Below are 13,525 nucleotides of genomic sequence, written 5' to 3'. Positions count from 1 at the left end.
TAAACTGTTTTAGTAAATCGTTTAACGCAGAATGAGGGAAATTGATGACGAATAAAATAACAATCAAGGATGTAGCGGAAAAAGCCGGGGTTTCGGTGACGACAGTTTCACAAATCTTGAATGGTAAGGGAGCCCGTTTTAGTAAGAAAACTCAGGAGCGGGTTTTAAAGTTGAAGGACGAAATGCATTATGTTCCGGATTTTAACGCTCGAAATTTGATTCTCCATTCATCCAAAACAATTGGGGTATTGGTACCGAATATTGGGAATCCGTTTTTTAGTACTTTTTTTCGTGGCATTCAAACTGTTTGCCGCAATGCGCACTATTTACCATTGGTTTTCAGTGCTAGTAATGATGAAACAACCGAAAAATATTACCTGGGAAATTTAGTTGAGCGGTCTGTCGACGGCTTGATTATTGCAAGTTCAAGTGTCACGGCAGACACGATTGATAATATTTTGAAGCCCAACCAGATCCCGTACCTACTTTTTGATCGAAATCAAATTAATGATGATGGTGACCGTTTGCAGGTTGACGACTATCAAGGCGGTTCGATTGCTGCTGAACATTTGGCAAAATTAGGTCACAAACGGATTGTGGTAATGATGCCAAAGCAGTTAACGAGAAATTTGCGTAAACGGTTAGATGGGTTTATTAATGGACTACTGCAGAGGGGAATTCACTTTAACGAAGAGCAGGATTTGGTTGCTGCCCCTTTAACCAAATTAGGTGGTTATAAACAGACGGATGCAGTGTTAAAACGGGAGCCCACAGCAGTTTTTTGTGGAAATGATGAGTTGGCGATTGGCCTTTATCGTGGCCTTCATGAACGGGGAATTCAGATTCCGGAAGACCTTTCGGTGATGGGTTATGACAATATTGACTTAGCCGAGTATGTTACGCCAAAGTTAACAACCATTGAACAACCAATTTTAGAACTAGGAGAAACAAGCGCTCGCCTAATCCTAAATCGGATTAACGATCTGAGAATGTCCAGACAATTAGTAGATGTTCCAGTCAAGTTGATTGAGCGTTCCAGTACAGGACGTCCTGTTAAATAAAAAAAGAAAACCTCTGTCGGTGTGACAGAGGTTTTGTGATATTATGGATAAAACTTTTAAGGGAAGTGAATTTATGAATGCAACAAAACGACCGCTTTGGATATTGCGGGTTTTAATTGTTGGACTATTGGCATTATTAATTCAGGTACCACCAGTCATTTTACTTTTTATTCGCAAGTATTCAACGGCACCAGCTATGTTAGCACTCTTGATTGTGATCTATGGAATTGTATTTGGCGGAATAATTTTATGGGCACGCCATCTTTTCATAAAGTATCGACATTGGCAACCAAGTACCCAGGGTCTAGGGCAGCATCTTAAGTGGATCATTGGCGGATGGCTCGCGGTCATTCTTGGTGAACAAGTATTAAATTTACTGAATTACCTAATTTATCATCAAACGGAAACGGCGAATAATCAATTAATTGGTCGTTTGTTAAGTAGTAATCAGGTAGTTTTTATTATTATGTCATTTGCCGCGGTCGTGCTGAATCCGATTGCTGAAGAATTAATTTTTCGTGGCGTGTTAATGAATTTCTTCTTTAAACGGGAAGCGTTCTGGTTACCGATTTTATTGTCAGGGCTTTTGTTTACATTGGAACATTCTAGTACGACCCTTATTAGCTATTTAATTTATTTCTATTTAGGGGCAGTTTTTGCCTTCATTTATCGTAAAACTGGTAATATCACGAATACAATTTGGTTACACGCAATTAACAACTTCGTTGCTCTACTTGCATTATTAGGAACGATTAGTTAATTTAAAAGTAGCTATTGAAATCGCTTACATTTAATGTTATATTAAAAGCGTGGAAGGAAATAGGTAGATGCGACAAGAAATCTACACGTATCTAGCGGCTGAAGATTTAGTAGGTCAGAAGCAGCATAAGAATAACCTGTAATATTATTTGAAGTGTGTGGTTATCGGCGTGCACTAGGTAATAAATAGTTGCTTTGCGGAAGATGAATTAAAATTGATGAGTTAAGTTTAGATAATGGCTTTCTCGCAAAGGACTGAAAATGATTCCTTCCCAAAGATGGGTGTGACAAAAGTTTTAAACGACTTTAAGCCACTCCCAATATCAAGAGAACCCAACGCTATCTTTTGATTTAGCGCTGGGTTCTTTTTTGCAATTGCTGATGGTACATGATTGGTACATGGTAAAAATAAAAAGCGTTGATATATCAACGCTTTTATAAACATTCAATGCGCTCCCAGGGACTCGAACCCTGATAATGAGGACCGAAATCTCATGTGCTATCCAGTTACACTAAGAGCGCCGATTAATTTCTATTATAAACCGGTCTTTAAAAAATACAAATAAGACTAACTACAAAAGTTGTAGCTTCTAAAATAAAAGCAAGCCATGGAACTCCGAAAGTTAATAACTTTCGGTGAAAGATCATTTCAACCATCACAAATAGGATGATTAAAGCAACAGTCTGAATGAGCAGACGCCAACTAATAATCGGTAAAGTCAATAAGAAGAGAACAATTTTACCCACGAGCATTGCAAGAATAATGATTCTGGTAATTACGAGCCATCTACTAGTGCGTTTATCAATCGTAGAATGCATTCCACAAGTAACACTGATAAATAATAAAATTCCGCAACAAATAAACAGATAGATGTTTTTCATAGTAATTTCCTTTATAACTGTTTAGCAACATTCTATCATTATTTTACTGAGAAAGCAGACGACTTGAAAAATGATATAAAAATTAGTAAAATAGTCTTCATTACTGATTTTATAATTGATGGGGTGAATTGAATGACATACTTTAAGGTTGGCGATGTTGTTAAGGCTGAGAAGTTTGGCCAGTTGGAACATGACTTTACTGGAACCGTTGAGAAAGTTTATGATAATTCAATTATGATGTCCATCGAGGATTTTGACCCCGAGGATAAGACAAGCATTAATGAACTAAATAAGCGGTCCGTTGTTCGTAAGACGTCTGCCAAAATTCTGAAAGCAGTTCCGCGGACTGATGAAGACCGTGAAGAAGCGGCTAAGGAAGAAAAAGAAGCTGCCGAAAAGGCGGCAAAGGCCAATAAGACCACCCGAAAGCGGAAAACAACAAAAAAAGCCAAAAAAGATACTGACAAGTAGTAAAAATGTGTTATTATCAAATAGGTACTTTTTTACCGATTTGATTATGCGGGTATAGTTCAGTGGTAAAACACAACCTTCCCAAGGTTGAGTCGCGAGTTCGATTCTCGTTACCCGCTTACCACAGGGCACCGTCGTTATGATGATGCTTTTTTAATTACCGTGGTAATGACTTTTGAGAAGTAAAAGGGTAGTCAATAGCAAGCGAGTTCAGGATGGTGAGAGCTGGGCAGCGATCCCTTTGAAGCGTGCAAAGGTTAACATGATAATACTTTGAATGAGTGGAATTACATTTCAAATAGAGTGGTACCGCGGGTAATCTCGTCTCTAGTAAGCTGGATTGGCTTATTAGAGACTTTTTTATTATTGAAAGGGGAATACAGATGAACGAACGAGAACAAGTAATTAAAGCATTGCAACCAGCATTAAATGATTTATCAATGAATGAAATTGCCGATAAGATTGAGCGGCCTAAGGATTCTAAAAATGGTGATTACGCCTTTCCAACCTTCTTTTTAGCCAAAACACTCCATAAAGCACCACAGATGATTGCCCAGGAGCTCTTGGCTAAAATTGATCAGACTGGATTTGAAAAAGTTGTGGTTGCGGGACCGTACATTAATTTCTTCTTAGACAAGCAGGTGGTTGGTGCAAACATTCTCAAAACCATTTTGGCTGATCCAGAAAATTATGGTTCACAAGACCTTGGTCATTTAGCTAACGTTGCGATTGATCTGTCTTCTCCGAATATTGCTAAGCCAATGGGGATGGGTCACTTGCGTTCAACTGTAATTGGTAATGCGATTGCTAATATTTTAGCTAAAGTGGGCTATAACCCAATTCGGATTAACCACCTTGGAGATTGGGGGACCCAGTTTGGTAAATTAATGGCTGCTTATGAGATGTGGGGAAATGAAGAAGAGGTCCAACAAGATCCAATCAATACTCTGCAGAAATATTACGTTAAAATTAACACTGAAGCAGATACGCACCCTGAATATAATGATTTAGGCCGTGAGTGGTTTAAAAAGCTTGAAAATGGTGATCCAGAAGCCTACCGTCTTTGGAAGTGGTTCCGGGCGGAATCTTTAAAACGATTTATGAAGATTTACCGGTTGCTAGACATTGATTTTGACTCCTATAATGGTGAGGCATTCTACAATTATAAGATGGCAGAGATTGATCAACTATTGCAGGATAAACATTTACTTCAAGAAAGTAAGGGGGCTCAGATTGTTGATTTAGAAAAATACAATCTCAATCCAGCACTGATTAAGAAATCAGATGGTTCGTCACTCTACATTACTCGTGACTTGTCTGCCGCTTTATTTAGGAAACGAATGTATGGCTTTGCGCAAGCTCTGTATGTAGTAGGTGCAGAACAACGCAACCACTTTGATCAATTAAAAGCGGTACTTAGTGAAATGGGCTTCACCTGGTCCAAACAAATTCACTACATTCCATTTGGATTGATGAGCCTAAATGGTAAAAAAATGTCCACCCGGAAAGGGAATATTGTTCAACTGGAAGATGTTTTGAATGATTCCATTAAATTAGCTCGTCAGCAAATTGCGGAAAAGAATCCTGACTTACAAAATGCGGATGAAGTGGCTCGTCAAGTTGGGGTGGGAGCTGTTATTTTCCATGATTTAAAGAATGAACGGACAAACTCCATTGACTTCAAACTAGCAGATGTTGTTAAGTTTGAAGGGGAAACGGGTCCGTATGTTCAATATGCTCATGCACGGGCAGAGAGTATTTTACGAAAGGCAGGGTCACCTGACTTTACGCAAGCTAAATCTTTGACGTTATCTGGTGATGAAGCTTGGGGAATTTTGACCCGGCTTGGTCAATATAGTGAGGTTATTGAACGAGCAGCTAACGAATATGATCCATCATTAATTGGAAAGTATGCTCTCGCATTAGCAAAGGACTTTAACCAATACTACGCTCACACCCGAATCTTAGTTGACGATGATGAAAAAATGGCCCGTCTTGCTTTGGTCAAGGCAGTTAGTGAAGTTCTAAAGTCATCCTTAGCTTTACTCGGGGTTAAGGCACCAGATGAAATGTAATAATTGTAGTTAAATTAACGTGGTTCTACCAGAAAGAGGGACGAAGCTATCAAGGCTTTGTCCCTCTTCTTTTGAATAAGTTTTACTAAAGGTCTGCGAAAAAATGCTGGAAAATGTTGCTTTGTGATAGAATTATTTGGATTGGTAAATAATGGAGGATTAAATGAAGTCGTTCAAACTAGACAATTTAGGTCAGCGAATCCAAGAATGGGTTAAAGAACATTGGCAGAAGTTTCTCGCGTGGCTAAAAAGATTTTGGCATCGTTACCAATTAACGAGATGGCTAATTGTCATTTGTCTGACCCTTTTTTTATTTATGAGTATTTATCTCACGATTGTTGCTAAAACAGCTGGGGTTGGTAAACTTGCCTCACGTCTTGAGCGGAATACAATCATTTATGATCGTCATAATCAACAAGCTGGTAGCCTTTATTCCCAAAAGGGGACGTATGTTAAATTAGACCGGATTTCCCAAAATGTACCCGATGCGGTCCTTTCAACTGAAGATCGGGGATTTTATCATGAACATGGTTTTTCTTTCCGTGGACTTGGACGTGCCGGATTCTTGCTCTTAAAAAACAAACTTCTTCATCGTGATTATATTTCTGGTGGGGGAAGTACGTTAACCCAGCAGTTAGTCAAGAATGCATTTTTAACTCAGCAGCAAACTTTTTCGCGGAAAGCTAAGGAAATATTTATTGCCATTGAAGTGGAAAATAAATATTCAAAAAAAGAAATTTTGACCATGTATTTAAACAATGCCTACTTTGGTCATGGAGTGTGGGGAGTTCAAGATGCAGCGAAGCGATATTTTAATCGCAACGCGAGTGAACTAACGGTGCCGCAAGCTGCCACTTTGGCTGGAATGTTAACTTCTCCAGGGATTTATGATCCAGTGGATCATCCACAGACGGCTAAGGAACGACGCAACGTTGTTTTACAATTGATGGTTGAAAATAAAAAACTGAGTCAGTCAGCTGCTAATTCATATAAGCAGACACCATTAACGATTAGTAACGGTTACCATTACGAGGATACGTATAAGTACCCATACTATTTTGATGCTGTTATCAATGAAGCCATTAGTCGTTACCACCTGTCCGAAAAAGAGGTTATGAATAATGGTTATAAAATTTACACGACTTTAGATCAAGGTCAGCAGCGAGCAATGCAGGATGTCTATGATGATGACGATAACTTTCCAACCAGTAATGGCGCAACCGTACAATCTGCATCAATTGCGATGAATCCGAAGACCGGTGGTGTTATGGCCATTGTGGGTGGTCGGGGCAAGCACGTTTTTCGCGGCTATAATCGAGCAACCCAGATGACCCGCCAACCAGGATCAACGATGAAGCCAATTGCGGTTTACACTCCCGCCTTGGAACATGGTTATTTTTATGATTCCAGTTTGGCAGACAAAAAGCAATCATATGGTAGCAATCATTACACTCCGCAGAACTATAATCACCAATACAGCGGTAGTGTTCCAATGTATAAAGCGGTTTACGAAAGTTTGAATGCACCAGCAGTTTGGCTATTAAATAAAATCGGGGTTAATACCGGTTATCGAATGGCCCAACAATTTGGCATTCCGGTTACGAAGGGTGATCGCAATTTAGCACTGGCCCTTGGTGGGATGACTAAAGGGGTTTCGCCAACTCAAATGGCACGGGCGTATGCAGTCTTCGCTTCAGGCGGTCAATTACCGACTACCCATTTTATTACAAAGATTGAAGATTCATCAGGAAAGGTCATCAAGCGTGACCGCCGTTTGAAAACAAAACGGGTGATTTCACAAAAAATTGCTAACCAAATGACGAGCATGTTAATAGGTGTTTACAAACACGGTACTGGGAAAACAGCGCGGCCAAGTGGCTATACCCTAGCAGGGAAAACCGGCACCACCGACACTGGTAAGGACGATAATAACGATCGTGACCAGTGGATAATTGGTTATACTCCTGACGTCGTGGTGGCAACTTGGGAAGGGTACGATAACGCTAAGAAGAATCAATACCTTTCTAGCGTTGAAAGTACGGATATTAATTCACTTTTTAAGACTGAAATGGGTAGCTTGTTACCAAATACTAAGGGCACCCAATTTACGGTTAAAGATGCTCAGGAACGCGCTCAGGCAGGAACTAAATCAGAAAGTAACTGGACTGGCCAAATTGCTGATGAATTTAAGCGGGGAGCTAGTGAGCTTGGTGATCGGGCGAGTCAGTTATGGAATGGAATTCGTTCGATGTTTTAGACAATTGCTGAAAGCATGATACAATAAAAAAGATGAAATTTTAGGAGGACTCTATCATGGTAAATATTTATGACACCGCCAATGATTTAGCAAAGCAAATGCGCGAAACGCAGGAATATACGGCGCTTGAAGCAGCCTTCAATGAAATGATGGCAGATAAGGATGCGTTTGATCTTTTTAAGAACTTCCAAAAGGCTCAAGCAGCTGCCCAACAAAAGCAAATGCAAGGGCAAAAGCTAACCGAGGATGAAATTAAAAATGTCCAAAATTTGGCTAGCGAAGTTAGCAAGAAGGATGTTGTGAAGAAGTTAATGGAAAAGGAACGGCAGATGGATTCAATGATGCAACAATTGAACCAAACCATTACCGCGCCAATTCAAGAATTATATAAGAAAGCAATGGACTAATTTTAATTAGACGGACACTCTTTAGGTGGCCGTCTTTTACTATCAGAGGGGTAATAGGTGTGGCAAAACGAATTAACGATTTTCAAGATGGCGATCATTTCACGATCTTTGCACTCGTGAAGGATGTTCAAGTGCGGACAACTAAAAAAGGAGATAATTATCTGGCACTAACTTTTGGTGATCAATCTGGGGAGCTCTCCGGTAATTTGTGGGATGTAACGGATCAGCAAATTCAAGATTTTCAGCCTGGGGTAGTTGTGCAGGTTGAAGGGCAACGTACTAGTTATCAAGGACGTCCCCAAATCAGTATTACAGCAGTGCGGTTAGCGACTGCGGATGAACCGCATCAACCAGAATTATATGTTGAACGATCGCCAGAGACGGAAGATCAAATTAAGGGTGCCTTGCGACCATTTGTAATGGCAATTAAAGAAACAACCTGGCGACAAATTGTTAATCATTTATTAGCTAAGCATGGCGAAACCTTTTTTCAATCACCGGCAGCCAAAACCAACCATCATGCTTTTGTCGGGGGACTTTCATACCATACCCTTTCGATTTTGCGTTTAGCCCAGAGTGTCATTCAACAATATCCGGGGATTAATGAATCGCTATTGTACGCAGGAGCGTTACTCCATGACTTAGGAAAGACAGTGGAACTTTCGGGAGCGGTTGGTACCCAATACACCACTACAGGTAAACTAGTGGGACATATTTCTTTGATTGATGGTGAAATCTGTGCTACTTGTCAAGAATTAGGGATTGATTATGAAAGTGAAACGGTGGTGTTACTTCGCCACATGGTCTTAGCTCACCATGGTTTACTGGAATACGGGTCCCCAGTTCGACCAGAATTATTAGAAGCAGAAATTCTTCATCATTTAGACGAATTGGATGCTTCCATTATGATGATGCAATCAGCTTTGTCCAAAGTTTCCCCTGGCGAATTTACGGAACGCCTTTTTGCGCTTGATAACCGCTCTTTTTACCAACCTGCTGAAAATAAGAAAAAATAATGAAATTTTCATAAACAATTGTCTTCAGGCGTAAAACTATTTCAGATTATGTTATATTAGACTGGTGATTAATTATTTAAGGGATGTGAAATTGATTTGAAATCAAAAAAATTATTAGCAATTTTAGCTGGTGTCGCTGTGATGATGCCATTAGCAGCTTGTGGTAATAAAGCAGTTGCAACTACTAGTGGTGGCAAGATCACCCAAGACGAATACTACAGTAGTATGAAGAATACTTCCCAAGGGAAGGCTGTCCTGCAACAAATGATTTTGGATAAGGTCTTACAAAAGCAATACGGTAAGGAAGTTTCCAAAGCTGATGTTAATAAGGAATACAATTCTTATAAGTCACAATACGGGTCATCATTTAGTGCAGTTTTACAACAACAAAACTTAACTGAAAAGACTTTTAAGGATCAAATTAAGTCCCGCTTGCTTCTTGAAGCAGCGGTTCGGCATTATTCCACTTTCTCAAACAAGGCGATTAATAAGCAGTGGAAGAAGTATGAACCAAAGGTTGAAACCGCAGAAATTCTGGTTGGCTCAGAGGACGATGCTAAGGACATTATCAGTCAATTAGATAGTACAAGTGGTAATAAATACAAGAAGTTTAAGAAGTTAGCAAAGTCCAAGTCGACTGATACTTCCAATAAGAGTACGGGTGGAATAGTTCCAGCGTTTGATAACACGAGTACTTCAGTGGATTCTGCATACAAGAAAGCTGCCTTTGCATTGAAGACTGGCGAATACACGAAGGAACCCGTGAAAACTGATAATGGTTACCAAGTTATTTACATGGTTAAGCATCCTGCTAAGGGTGCCAAGAGTGCTCACATTGCCGATTTGAAGACCCAAATTGTTCAACAAAACATGAATAACCAATCATTTATGGAAAAGGTTATTTCTAAGGATCTGAAGAAGGGGAACGTTTCAATTAAGGATAAGGATCTGCAAAACATCCTGTCACAATACTTAAACCCAAGTGCTAATACTGGTACCACCTCTGGAAATAGTTCATCAACTTCTAACTCCAGTTCGACAAGTTCAAGTAGCAGTTCCAATTAATTAATAAAATATTAAAGGCGCGATTATCTCAGACCGCTGATACAGCAGAATGATAATCACGCCATTTTTTTATTCATTTTTAGCTAAAATTTGCTCGATCTTCTTGAGCGCTGGTTGAATTTTAAATTGGTACCGTTGCGTGGCCCGTTGTAATTCATGAATTGTTTTAGTTGCTTTAGCAAAACTAGATGGTAATTTAGCCACATTCTGCTGGAGCTGTTGGTAATTACGGATGACCTTTTTGAGGGATTGCCAATCCATTGACAATTTTTTCATGCTATTTCTCCATTTGGTCAATAATTGATTTTTGAATTGCTTGATATTTAGCATCGTTATATTGATCAGAGTTATCAGTGAAGTTAATGCTAAACGTGTCCTGAGTAGAATAACGGGGAATTAAATGAATATGAGAGTGGAAAACCGATTGGTATGCAACCGCACCATTGTTATTTAAAATATTCATTCCAACAATATCAGGGTTGGAATGCTTAATTGCGCGTGCAATTTTAGGCAACCGTGCAAAAACTTCACCAGCTAACTCATCATCATAAGCGAAAATATCTTGGACATGCTTTTTAGGAACCACGAGGGTGTGACCAGGAGTACCTTGCGAAATATCCAAGAATGCTTTGACAACATCATCCTCATAAACAGTGTAGCTTGGGATTTCACCATTGATAATTTTACAAAAAATACAGTCAGTCATATTGCGTTCCTCGTTTCTTGGTTGATATATACTAGTATACCGCATTCCTTTTTAATTGGGCAAAGTCCTAGATTACGGTATGCTATAATCAAGAATAAATAATAAGAAAAGAAGGAATACCGCATGACATTACAAGTCCAGAATTTGGTAGGGGGCTATTCTCAAATTCCGGTTTTGCATCAAGTTAGTTTTGAGGTCCATCCGGGAGAATTAGTTGGCTTGATTGGGTTAAACGGTGCCGGAAAATCTACCACTATTAACCACTTAATCGGTTTATTGCATCCTTTTTCTGGTTCGATTGTGCTCAACGACCACGATATTGCAACGGATCCGATTGGCTATCAGCAGCAAATTGCCTATGTTCCAGAAACCCCGATTTTATATGATGAGTTGACCCTGCGCGAACACATTGCGCTAACCATCAAAGCTTATCAGTTAGACCATGATGAAGCCTGGCAACGGGCCACTAATTTATTAAAGAAGTTTCGGCTTGATAATAAACTTGATTGGTTTCCAGCGGATTTTTCTAAGGGAATGAAGCAGAAGGAAATGATTGTGTGTGCCTTTATTACCAATGCTCAACTATTCATTGTCGATGAGCCATTCTATGGGTTGGATCCGTTAGCAGTTCGAGATTTACTAGATTTAATTGAAGATCGTAAACAAGCTGGAGCGGCGGTCTTAATGTCCACTCACGTGTTGGACACCGCGGAAAAGTATTGTGACCGGTTTGTTTTACTAAACAATGGTCGGGTTAAATTTCGGGGAACGCTAGCGGAAATGCGCCAGAAAGCTGACGATCCGCAAGCATCACTAAATGACATTTATCTAAATATGGCAAAGGGTGAGCAGGATGGATAGGTTATTTTATGAACGTCGGCAAAAGCATTTCCTGCTGCTTTTGAAATACTGGCGATTGGTATTTAATGATCATTTTGTAATTGCATTGTTTTTCTTGTTTGGTGCTCTAGCGTATGGTTATGCCCAATTGTTGCCGAATATTCCGCCGCAAAATTTATGGATTAGATTACTGTTGGTGCTAATTATGGTGATTGTGACACAATTAGGGAGATTCGCGACGCTAGTTAAAAATGCTGATCCGGTATTCTTACTACCGCAGTCATTTCAGATGAGGCGGTATTTCCGTCAAGCTTTTTGGTATAGTTGTCTCCCTGCCGAACTCATTACACTGGCCGGGTTGGTGGTAATTTTACCATTGGCGATGGTTACCGATCGAATGACCACTATTTTAATTAGTGAAGTAGCCTTCACAGCAATGCTAACTAAATGGAGTTGGCTGAAGCTGGATAATTTGAAAATTACGTTGCGGTTTAGTGATGCTGATTGGCTGCGTTACCTTCAGTGGGGTGGCCCGTTCATAATTTGGGGCGGTACCTGGATTATCAATCCACTCATAGGATTAGGACTCAGTATTCTGAGTAGCATAATTTCTACTTGGTTAGTTATACGTTGGTCAGCAATTGACTGGCGGCGGGCAGTGTTAGTGGAGCGCAATCGGATGGCAACGGTGTACCGCTTTTTCAATCTCTTTACAGATGTTCCTAATTTACAAGGTCACGTAAAAAAACGCGCCTATTTAAACCCATTGATGAGGTGGTTACGAGAAGATTCGGTATGGCACTTTTTGTATGGCCGTGGCTTAGTACGTAATACCGATATTAGTGATCTCGTCCTGCGTCTGACATTGGTAATGGCAATTATTTTGGCGTTTGTGCCCATAATATGGTTAAATAGTGCCATTATGGTACTTGCTCTGTATTTGATTGCGGCTCAACTAATGCCGCTATATGATCAATATGCCAATAATGCTTTTACTTATGTTTATCCGGTTAGTGCCGAATCAAAAATCCACGATTTTAAAGATGTTATTTGCAAAGTAATGATTATTGTTGCGGTGATAATGGTCCTTGCTTCGTTTGGTACGCAACGAAGTTTTGAACAATTAATCATTAATGCGATCATTGCCTTAATCGAAGTACCGATTTTATCAACTCGATATGTTCAATCACGAACGAAAAAAATGAAGAAGTGAGGAATTTTGAATGCGTGTGAAACATAAAAAGTGGGCAGAGCCACTCCTGGTTGCCCACCCAGAAAAAATGGTTTTAACCCCTAGTGAAGTCAAGGGCCAGTGGGCTGAGCGCTTTCCTAAAGATCAACCGATTCAACTAGAAGTGGGGATGGGAAAAGGTCAGTTCATTATCGGAATGGCAAAAAAATATCCGAATATTAACTTTATTGGCTTAGAAATTGAAAAGACCATTGCAGCAATTGCTTTAAAAAAGGCTTTGCCTGAAAATCTACCAAATTTACAATTGATTTGTGCTGATGGGGCGGAACTAACTGACTTTTTTGCTGACCATCAAATTGATAAGTTATTTCTAAACTTTTCGGATCCGTGGCCGAAAAAGCGGCACACTAAGCGACGACTTACCTACCATACTTTTCTGGAAGGTTATGAGCAGGTGGTCAAGCAAAGGGGAAGCCTAGAGTTAAAGACTGATAATATGGGATTTTTCGAATTCTCCTTACAGAGCTTGAATAATTATGGCATGAAATTTGATGGGGTTTGGTTAGACTTGCACCACAGTGATGAAAATGCAATGAATGTTGAGACTGAATATGAGCATAAATTTAGTGAGTTGGGACAACCAATTTATAAATTAGCTGCTCATTTCGATAATTAATTGGCAAGCAGAAGAATTCTTTTATTAAGTAAAACCGTGTTCTAGTTCGGCATAGTTACCGGATATTAGAACACGGTTTTTGTTTGCTGTTTGTGAAAAAATATTAAAATTAAAAATT

Annotated in this window: 14 protein-coding genes and 2 tRNA genes; 12 read left to right on the top strand and 4 right to left on the bottom strand. The window is 39.6% G+C overall.

What is annotated here, in order from left to right; all coding sequences use genetic code 11:
- Positions 1-44 precede the first annotated feature (44 nt).
- Positions 45-1,061: a ribose utilization transcriptional repressor RbsR gene (gene rbsR / locus AC1EKL_RS02060; RefSeq protein ID WP_480189286.1), complete on the top strand. Its 1,017-nt coding sequence runs from the start codon at positions 45-47 to the stop codon at positions 1,059-1,061.
- A 73-nt stretch (positions 1,062-1,134) separates the two neighbouring features.
- Positions 1,135-1,821 (top strand): CPBP family intramembrane glutamic endopeptidase, encoded by a 687-nt coding sequence (locus AC1EKL_RS02055; protein WP_480189285.1) that lies wholly within the window; start codon positions 1,135-1,137, stop codon positions 1,819-1,821.
- A gap of 448 nt (positions 1,822-2,269) precedes the next feature.
- Here the strand turns inward: AC1EKL_RS02055 and AC1EKL_RS02050 are convergent.
- Positions 2,270-2,342, bottom strand: a tRNA-Arg gene (locus tag AC1EKL_RS02050).
- Positions 2,343-2,369: 27 nt separating this feature from the next.
- Positions 2,370-2,702 carry a hypothetical protein gene (locus tag AC1EKL_RS02045; RefSeq protein WP_480189284.1) on the bottom strand — a complete coding sequence of 111 codons (333 nt, stop codon included), beginning with the start codon at positions 2,700-2,702 and terminating at the stop codon, positions 2,370-2,372.
- Between the two features lie 132 nt (positions 2,703-2,834).
- Between AC1EKL_RS02045 and AC1EKL_RS02040 the strand changes: the two genes are divergently transcribed.
- The 7 genes from AC1EKL_RS02040 to AC1EKL_RS02010 all read left to right on the top strand — a co-directional run bounded on the left by AC1EKL_RS02040 (position 2,835) and on the right by AC1EKL_RS02010 (position 9,993).
- On the top strand, positions 2,835-3,173 hold the full coding sequence (locus tag AC1EKL_RS02040) for a hypothetical protein (protein ID WP_480189283.1): 339 nt from the start codon (positions 2,835-2,837) through the stop codon (positions 3,171-3,173).
- A 48-nt stretch (positions 3,174-3,221) separates the two neighbouring features.
- A tRNA-Gly gene (locus AC1EKL_RS02035) sits at positions 3,222-3,292 on the top strand.
- A gap of 264 nt (positions 3,293-3,556) precedes the next feature.
- Positions 3,557-5,248 (top strand): arginine--tRNA ligase, encoded by a 1,692-nt coding sequence (gene argS, locus AC1EKL_RS02030; RefSeq protein ID WP_480189282.1) that lies wholly within the window; start codon positions 3,557-3,559, stop codon positions 5,246-5,248.
- 163 nt (positions 5,249-5,411) lie between these two features.
- A complete protein-coding gene (locus AC1EKL_RS02025) occupies positions 5,412-7,505 on the top strand; it encodes a PBP1A family penicillin-binding protein (protein WP_480189281.1) in 2,094 nt (697 codons plus the stop codon).
- 53 nt (positions 7,506-7,558) lie between these two features.
- The gene (locus tag AC1EKL_RS02020; protein WP_480189315.1) at positions 7,559-7,912 is read left to right on the top strand and encodes a YlbF family regulator; all 354 of its coding nucleotides are present in this window, start codon (positions 7,559-7,561) and stop codon (positions 7,910-7,912) included.
- A 59-nt stretch (positions 7,913-7,971) separates the two neighbouring features.
- Positions 7,972-8,928, top strand: coding sequence for a 3'-5' exoribonuclease YhaM family protein (locus tag AC1EKL_RS02015; RefSeq protein ID WP_480189280.1), 957 nt, complete (start codon positions 7,972-7,974; stop codon positions 8,926-8,928).
- Positions 8,929-9,024: 96 nt separating this feature from the next.
- Complete coding sequence (locus AC1EKL_RS02010; RefSeq protein ID WP_480189279.1) at positions 9,025-9,993, top strand: peptidylprolyl isomerase; 969 nt, start codon at positions 9,025-9,027, stop codon at positions 9,991-9,993.
- 69 nt (positions 9,994-10,062) lie between these two features.
- On the opposite strand, the gene AC1EKL_RS02005 is transcribed toward AC1EKL_RS02010, so the two are convergent.
- Both AC1EKL_RS02005 and AC1EKL_RS02000 read right to left on the bottom strand, forming a co-directional pair.
- The gene (locus tag AC1EKL_RS02005; RefSeq protein ID WP_480189278.1) at positions 10,063-10,269 is read right to left on the bottom strand and encodes a hypothetical protein; all 207 of its coding nucleotides are present in this window, start codon (positions 10,267-10,269) and stop codon (positions 10,063-10,065) included.
- A 1-nt stretch (position 10,270) separates the two neighbouring features.
- Positions 10,271-10,699, bottom strand: coding sequence for an HIT family protein (locus AC1EKL_RS02000; protein ID WP_480189277.1), 429 nt, complete (start codon positions 10,697-10,699; stop codon positions 10,271-10,273).
- A gap of 123 nt (positions 10,700-10,822) precedes the next feature.
- Between AC1EKL_RS02000 and AC1EKL_RS01995 the strand changes: the two genes are divergently transcribed.
- Genes AC1EKL_RS01995 through trmB form a run of 3 tightly spaced genes read left to right on the top strand, consistent with a single transcriptional unit; the run spans position 10,823 to position 13,407 of the window.
- Complete coding sequence (locus tag AC1EKL_RS01995; protein WP_480190182.1) at positions 10,823-11,560, top strand: ABC transporter ATP-binding protein; 738 nt, start codon at positions 10,823-10,825, stop codon at positions 11,558-11,560.
- Positions 11,553-12,752 carry an ABC transporter permease gene (locus tag AC1EKL_RS01990; protein WP_480189275.1) on the top strand — a complete coding sequence of 400 codons (1,200 nt, stop codon included), beginning with the start codon at positions 11,553-11,555 and terminating at the stop codon, positions 12,750-12,752. Before AC1EKL_RS01995 ends, AC1EKL_RS01990 begins: the two co-directional genes overlap by 8 nt.
- Before the next feature lie 10 nt (positions 12,753-12,762).
- Entirely contained in the window at positions 12,763-13,407 is a 645-nt protein-coding gene (gene trmB / locus AC1EKL_RS01985; protein WP_480189274.1) for a tRNA (guanosine(46)-N7)-methyltransferase TrmB, read from the top strand.
- Positions 13,408-13,525: the final 118 nt, after the last annotated feature.

It is taken from the genome of Limosilactobacillus sp. C0001E2, from assembly GCF_056590915.1.
This window is presented reverse-complemented; position numbering and strand designations above follow the sequence as displayed.

What these genes read in the sequence shown, in the direction of transcription:
- AC1EKL_RS02055 (WP_480189285.1), top strand. Translation starts at nt 1,135, where the DNA reads ATGAATGCAACAAAACGACCGCTTTGGATATTGCGGGTTTTAATTGTT.
- AC1EKL_RS01995 (WP_480190182.1), top strand. Translation starts at nt 10,823, where the DNA reads ATGACATTACAAGTCCAGAATTTGGTAGGGGGCTATTCTCAAATTCCG.
- AC1EKL_RS01990 (WP_480189275.1), top strand. Translation starts at nt 11,553, where the DNA reads ATGGATAGGTTATTTTATGAACGTCGGCAAAAGCATTTCCTGCTGCTT.
- rbsR (WP_480189286.1), top strand. Translation starts at nt 45, where the DNA reads ATGACGAATAAAATAACAATCAAGGATGTAGCGGAAAAAGCCGGGGTT.
- AC1EKL_RS02045 (WP_480189284.1), bottom strand. Translation starts at nt 2,702, where the DNA reads ATGAAAAACATCTATCTGTTTATTTGTTGCGGAATTTTATTATTTATC.
- AC1EKL_RS02025 (WP_480189281.1), top strand. Translation starts at nt 5,412, where the DNA reads ATGAAGTCGTTCAAACTAGACAATTTAGGTCAGCGAATCCAAGAATGG.
- trmB (WP_480189274.1), top strand. Translation starts at nt 12,763, where the DNA reads ATGCGTGTGAAACATAAAAAGTGGGCAGAGCCACTCCTGGTTGCCCAC.
- argS (WP_480189282.1), top strand. Translation starts at nt 3,557, where the DNA reads ATGAACGAACGAGAACAAGTAATTAAAGCATTGCAACCAGCATTAAAT.
- AC1EKL_RS02000 (WP_480189277.1), bottom strand. Translation starts at nt 10,699, where the DNA reads ATGACTGACTGTATTTTTTGTAAAATTATCAATGGTGAAATCCCAAGC.
- AC1EKL_RS02005 (WP_480189278.1), bottom strand. Translation starts at nt 10,269, where the DNA reads ATGAAAAAATTGTCAATGGATTGGCAATCCCTCAAAAAGGTCATCCGT.
- AC1EKL_RS02040 (WP_480189283.1), top strand. Translation starts at nt 2,835, where the DNA reads ATGACATACTTTAAGGTTGGCGATGTTGTTAAGGCTGAGAAGTTTGGC.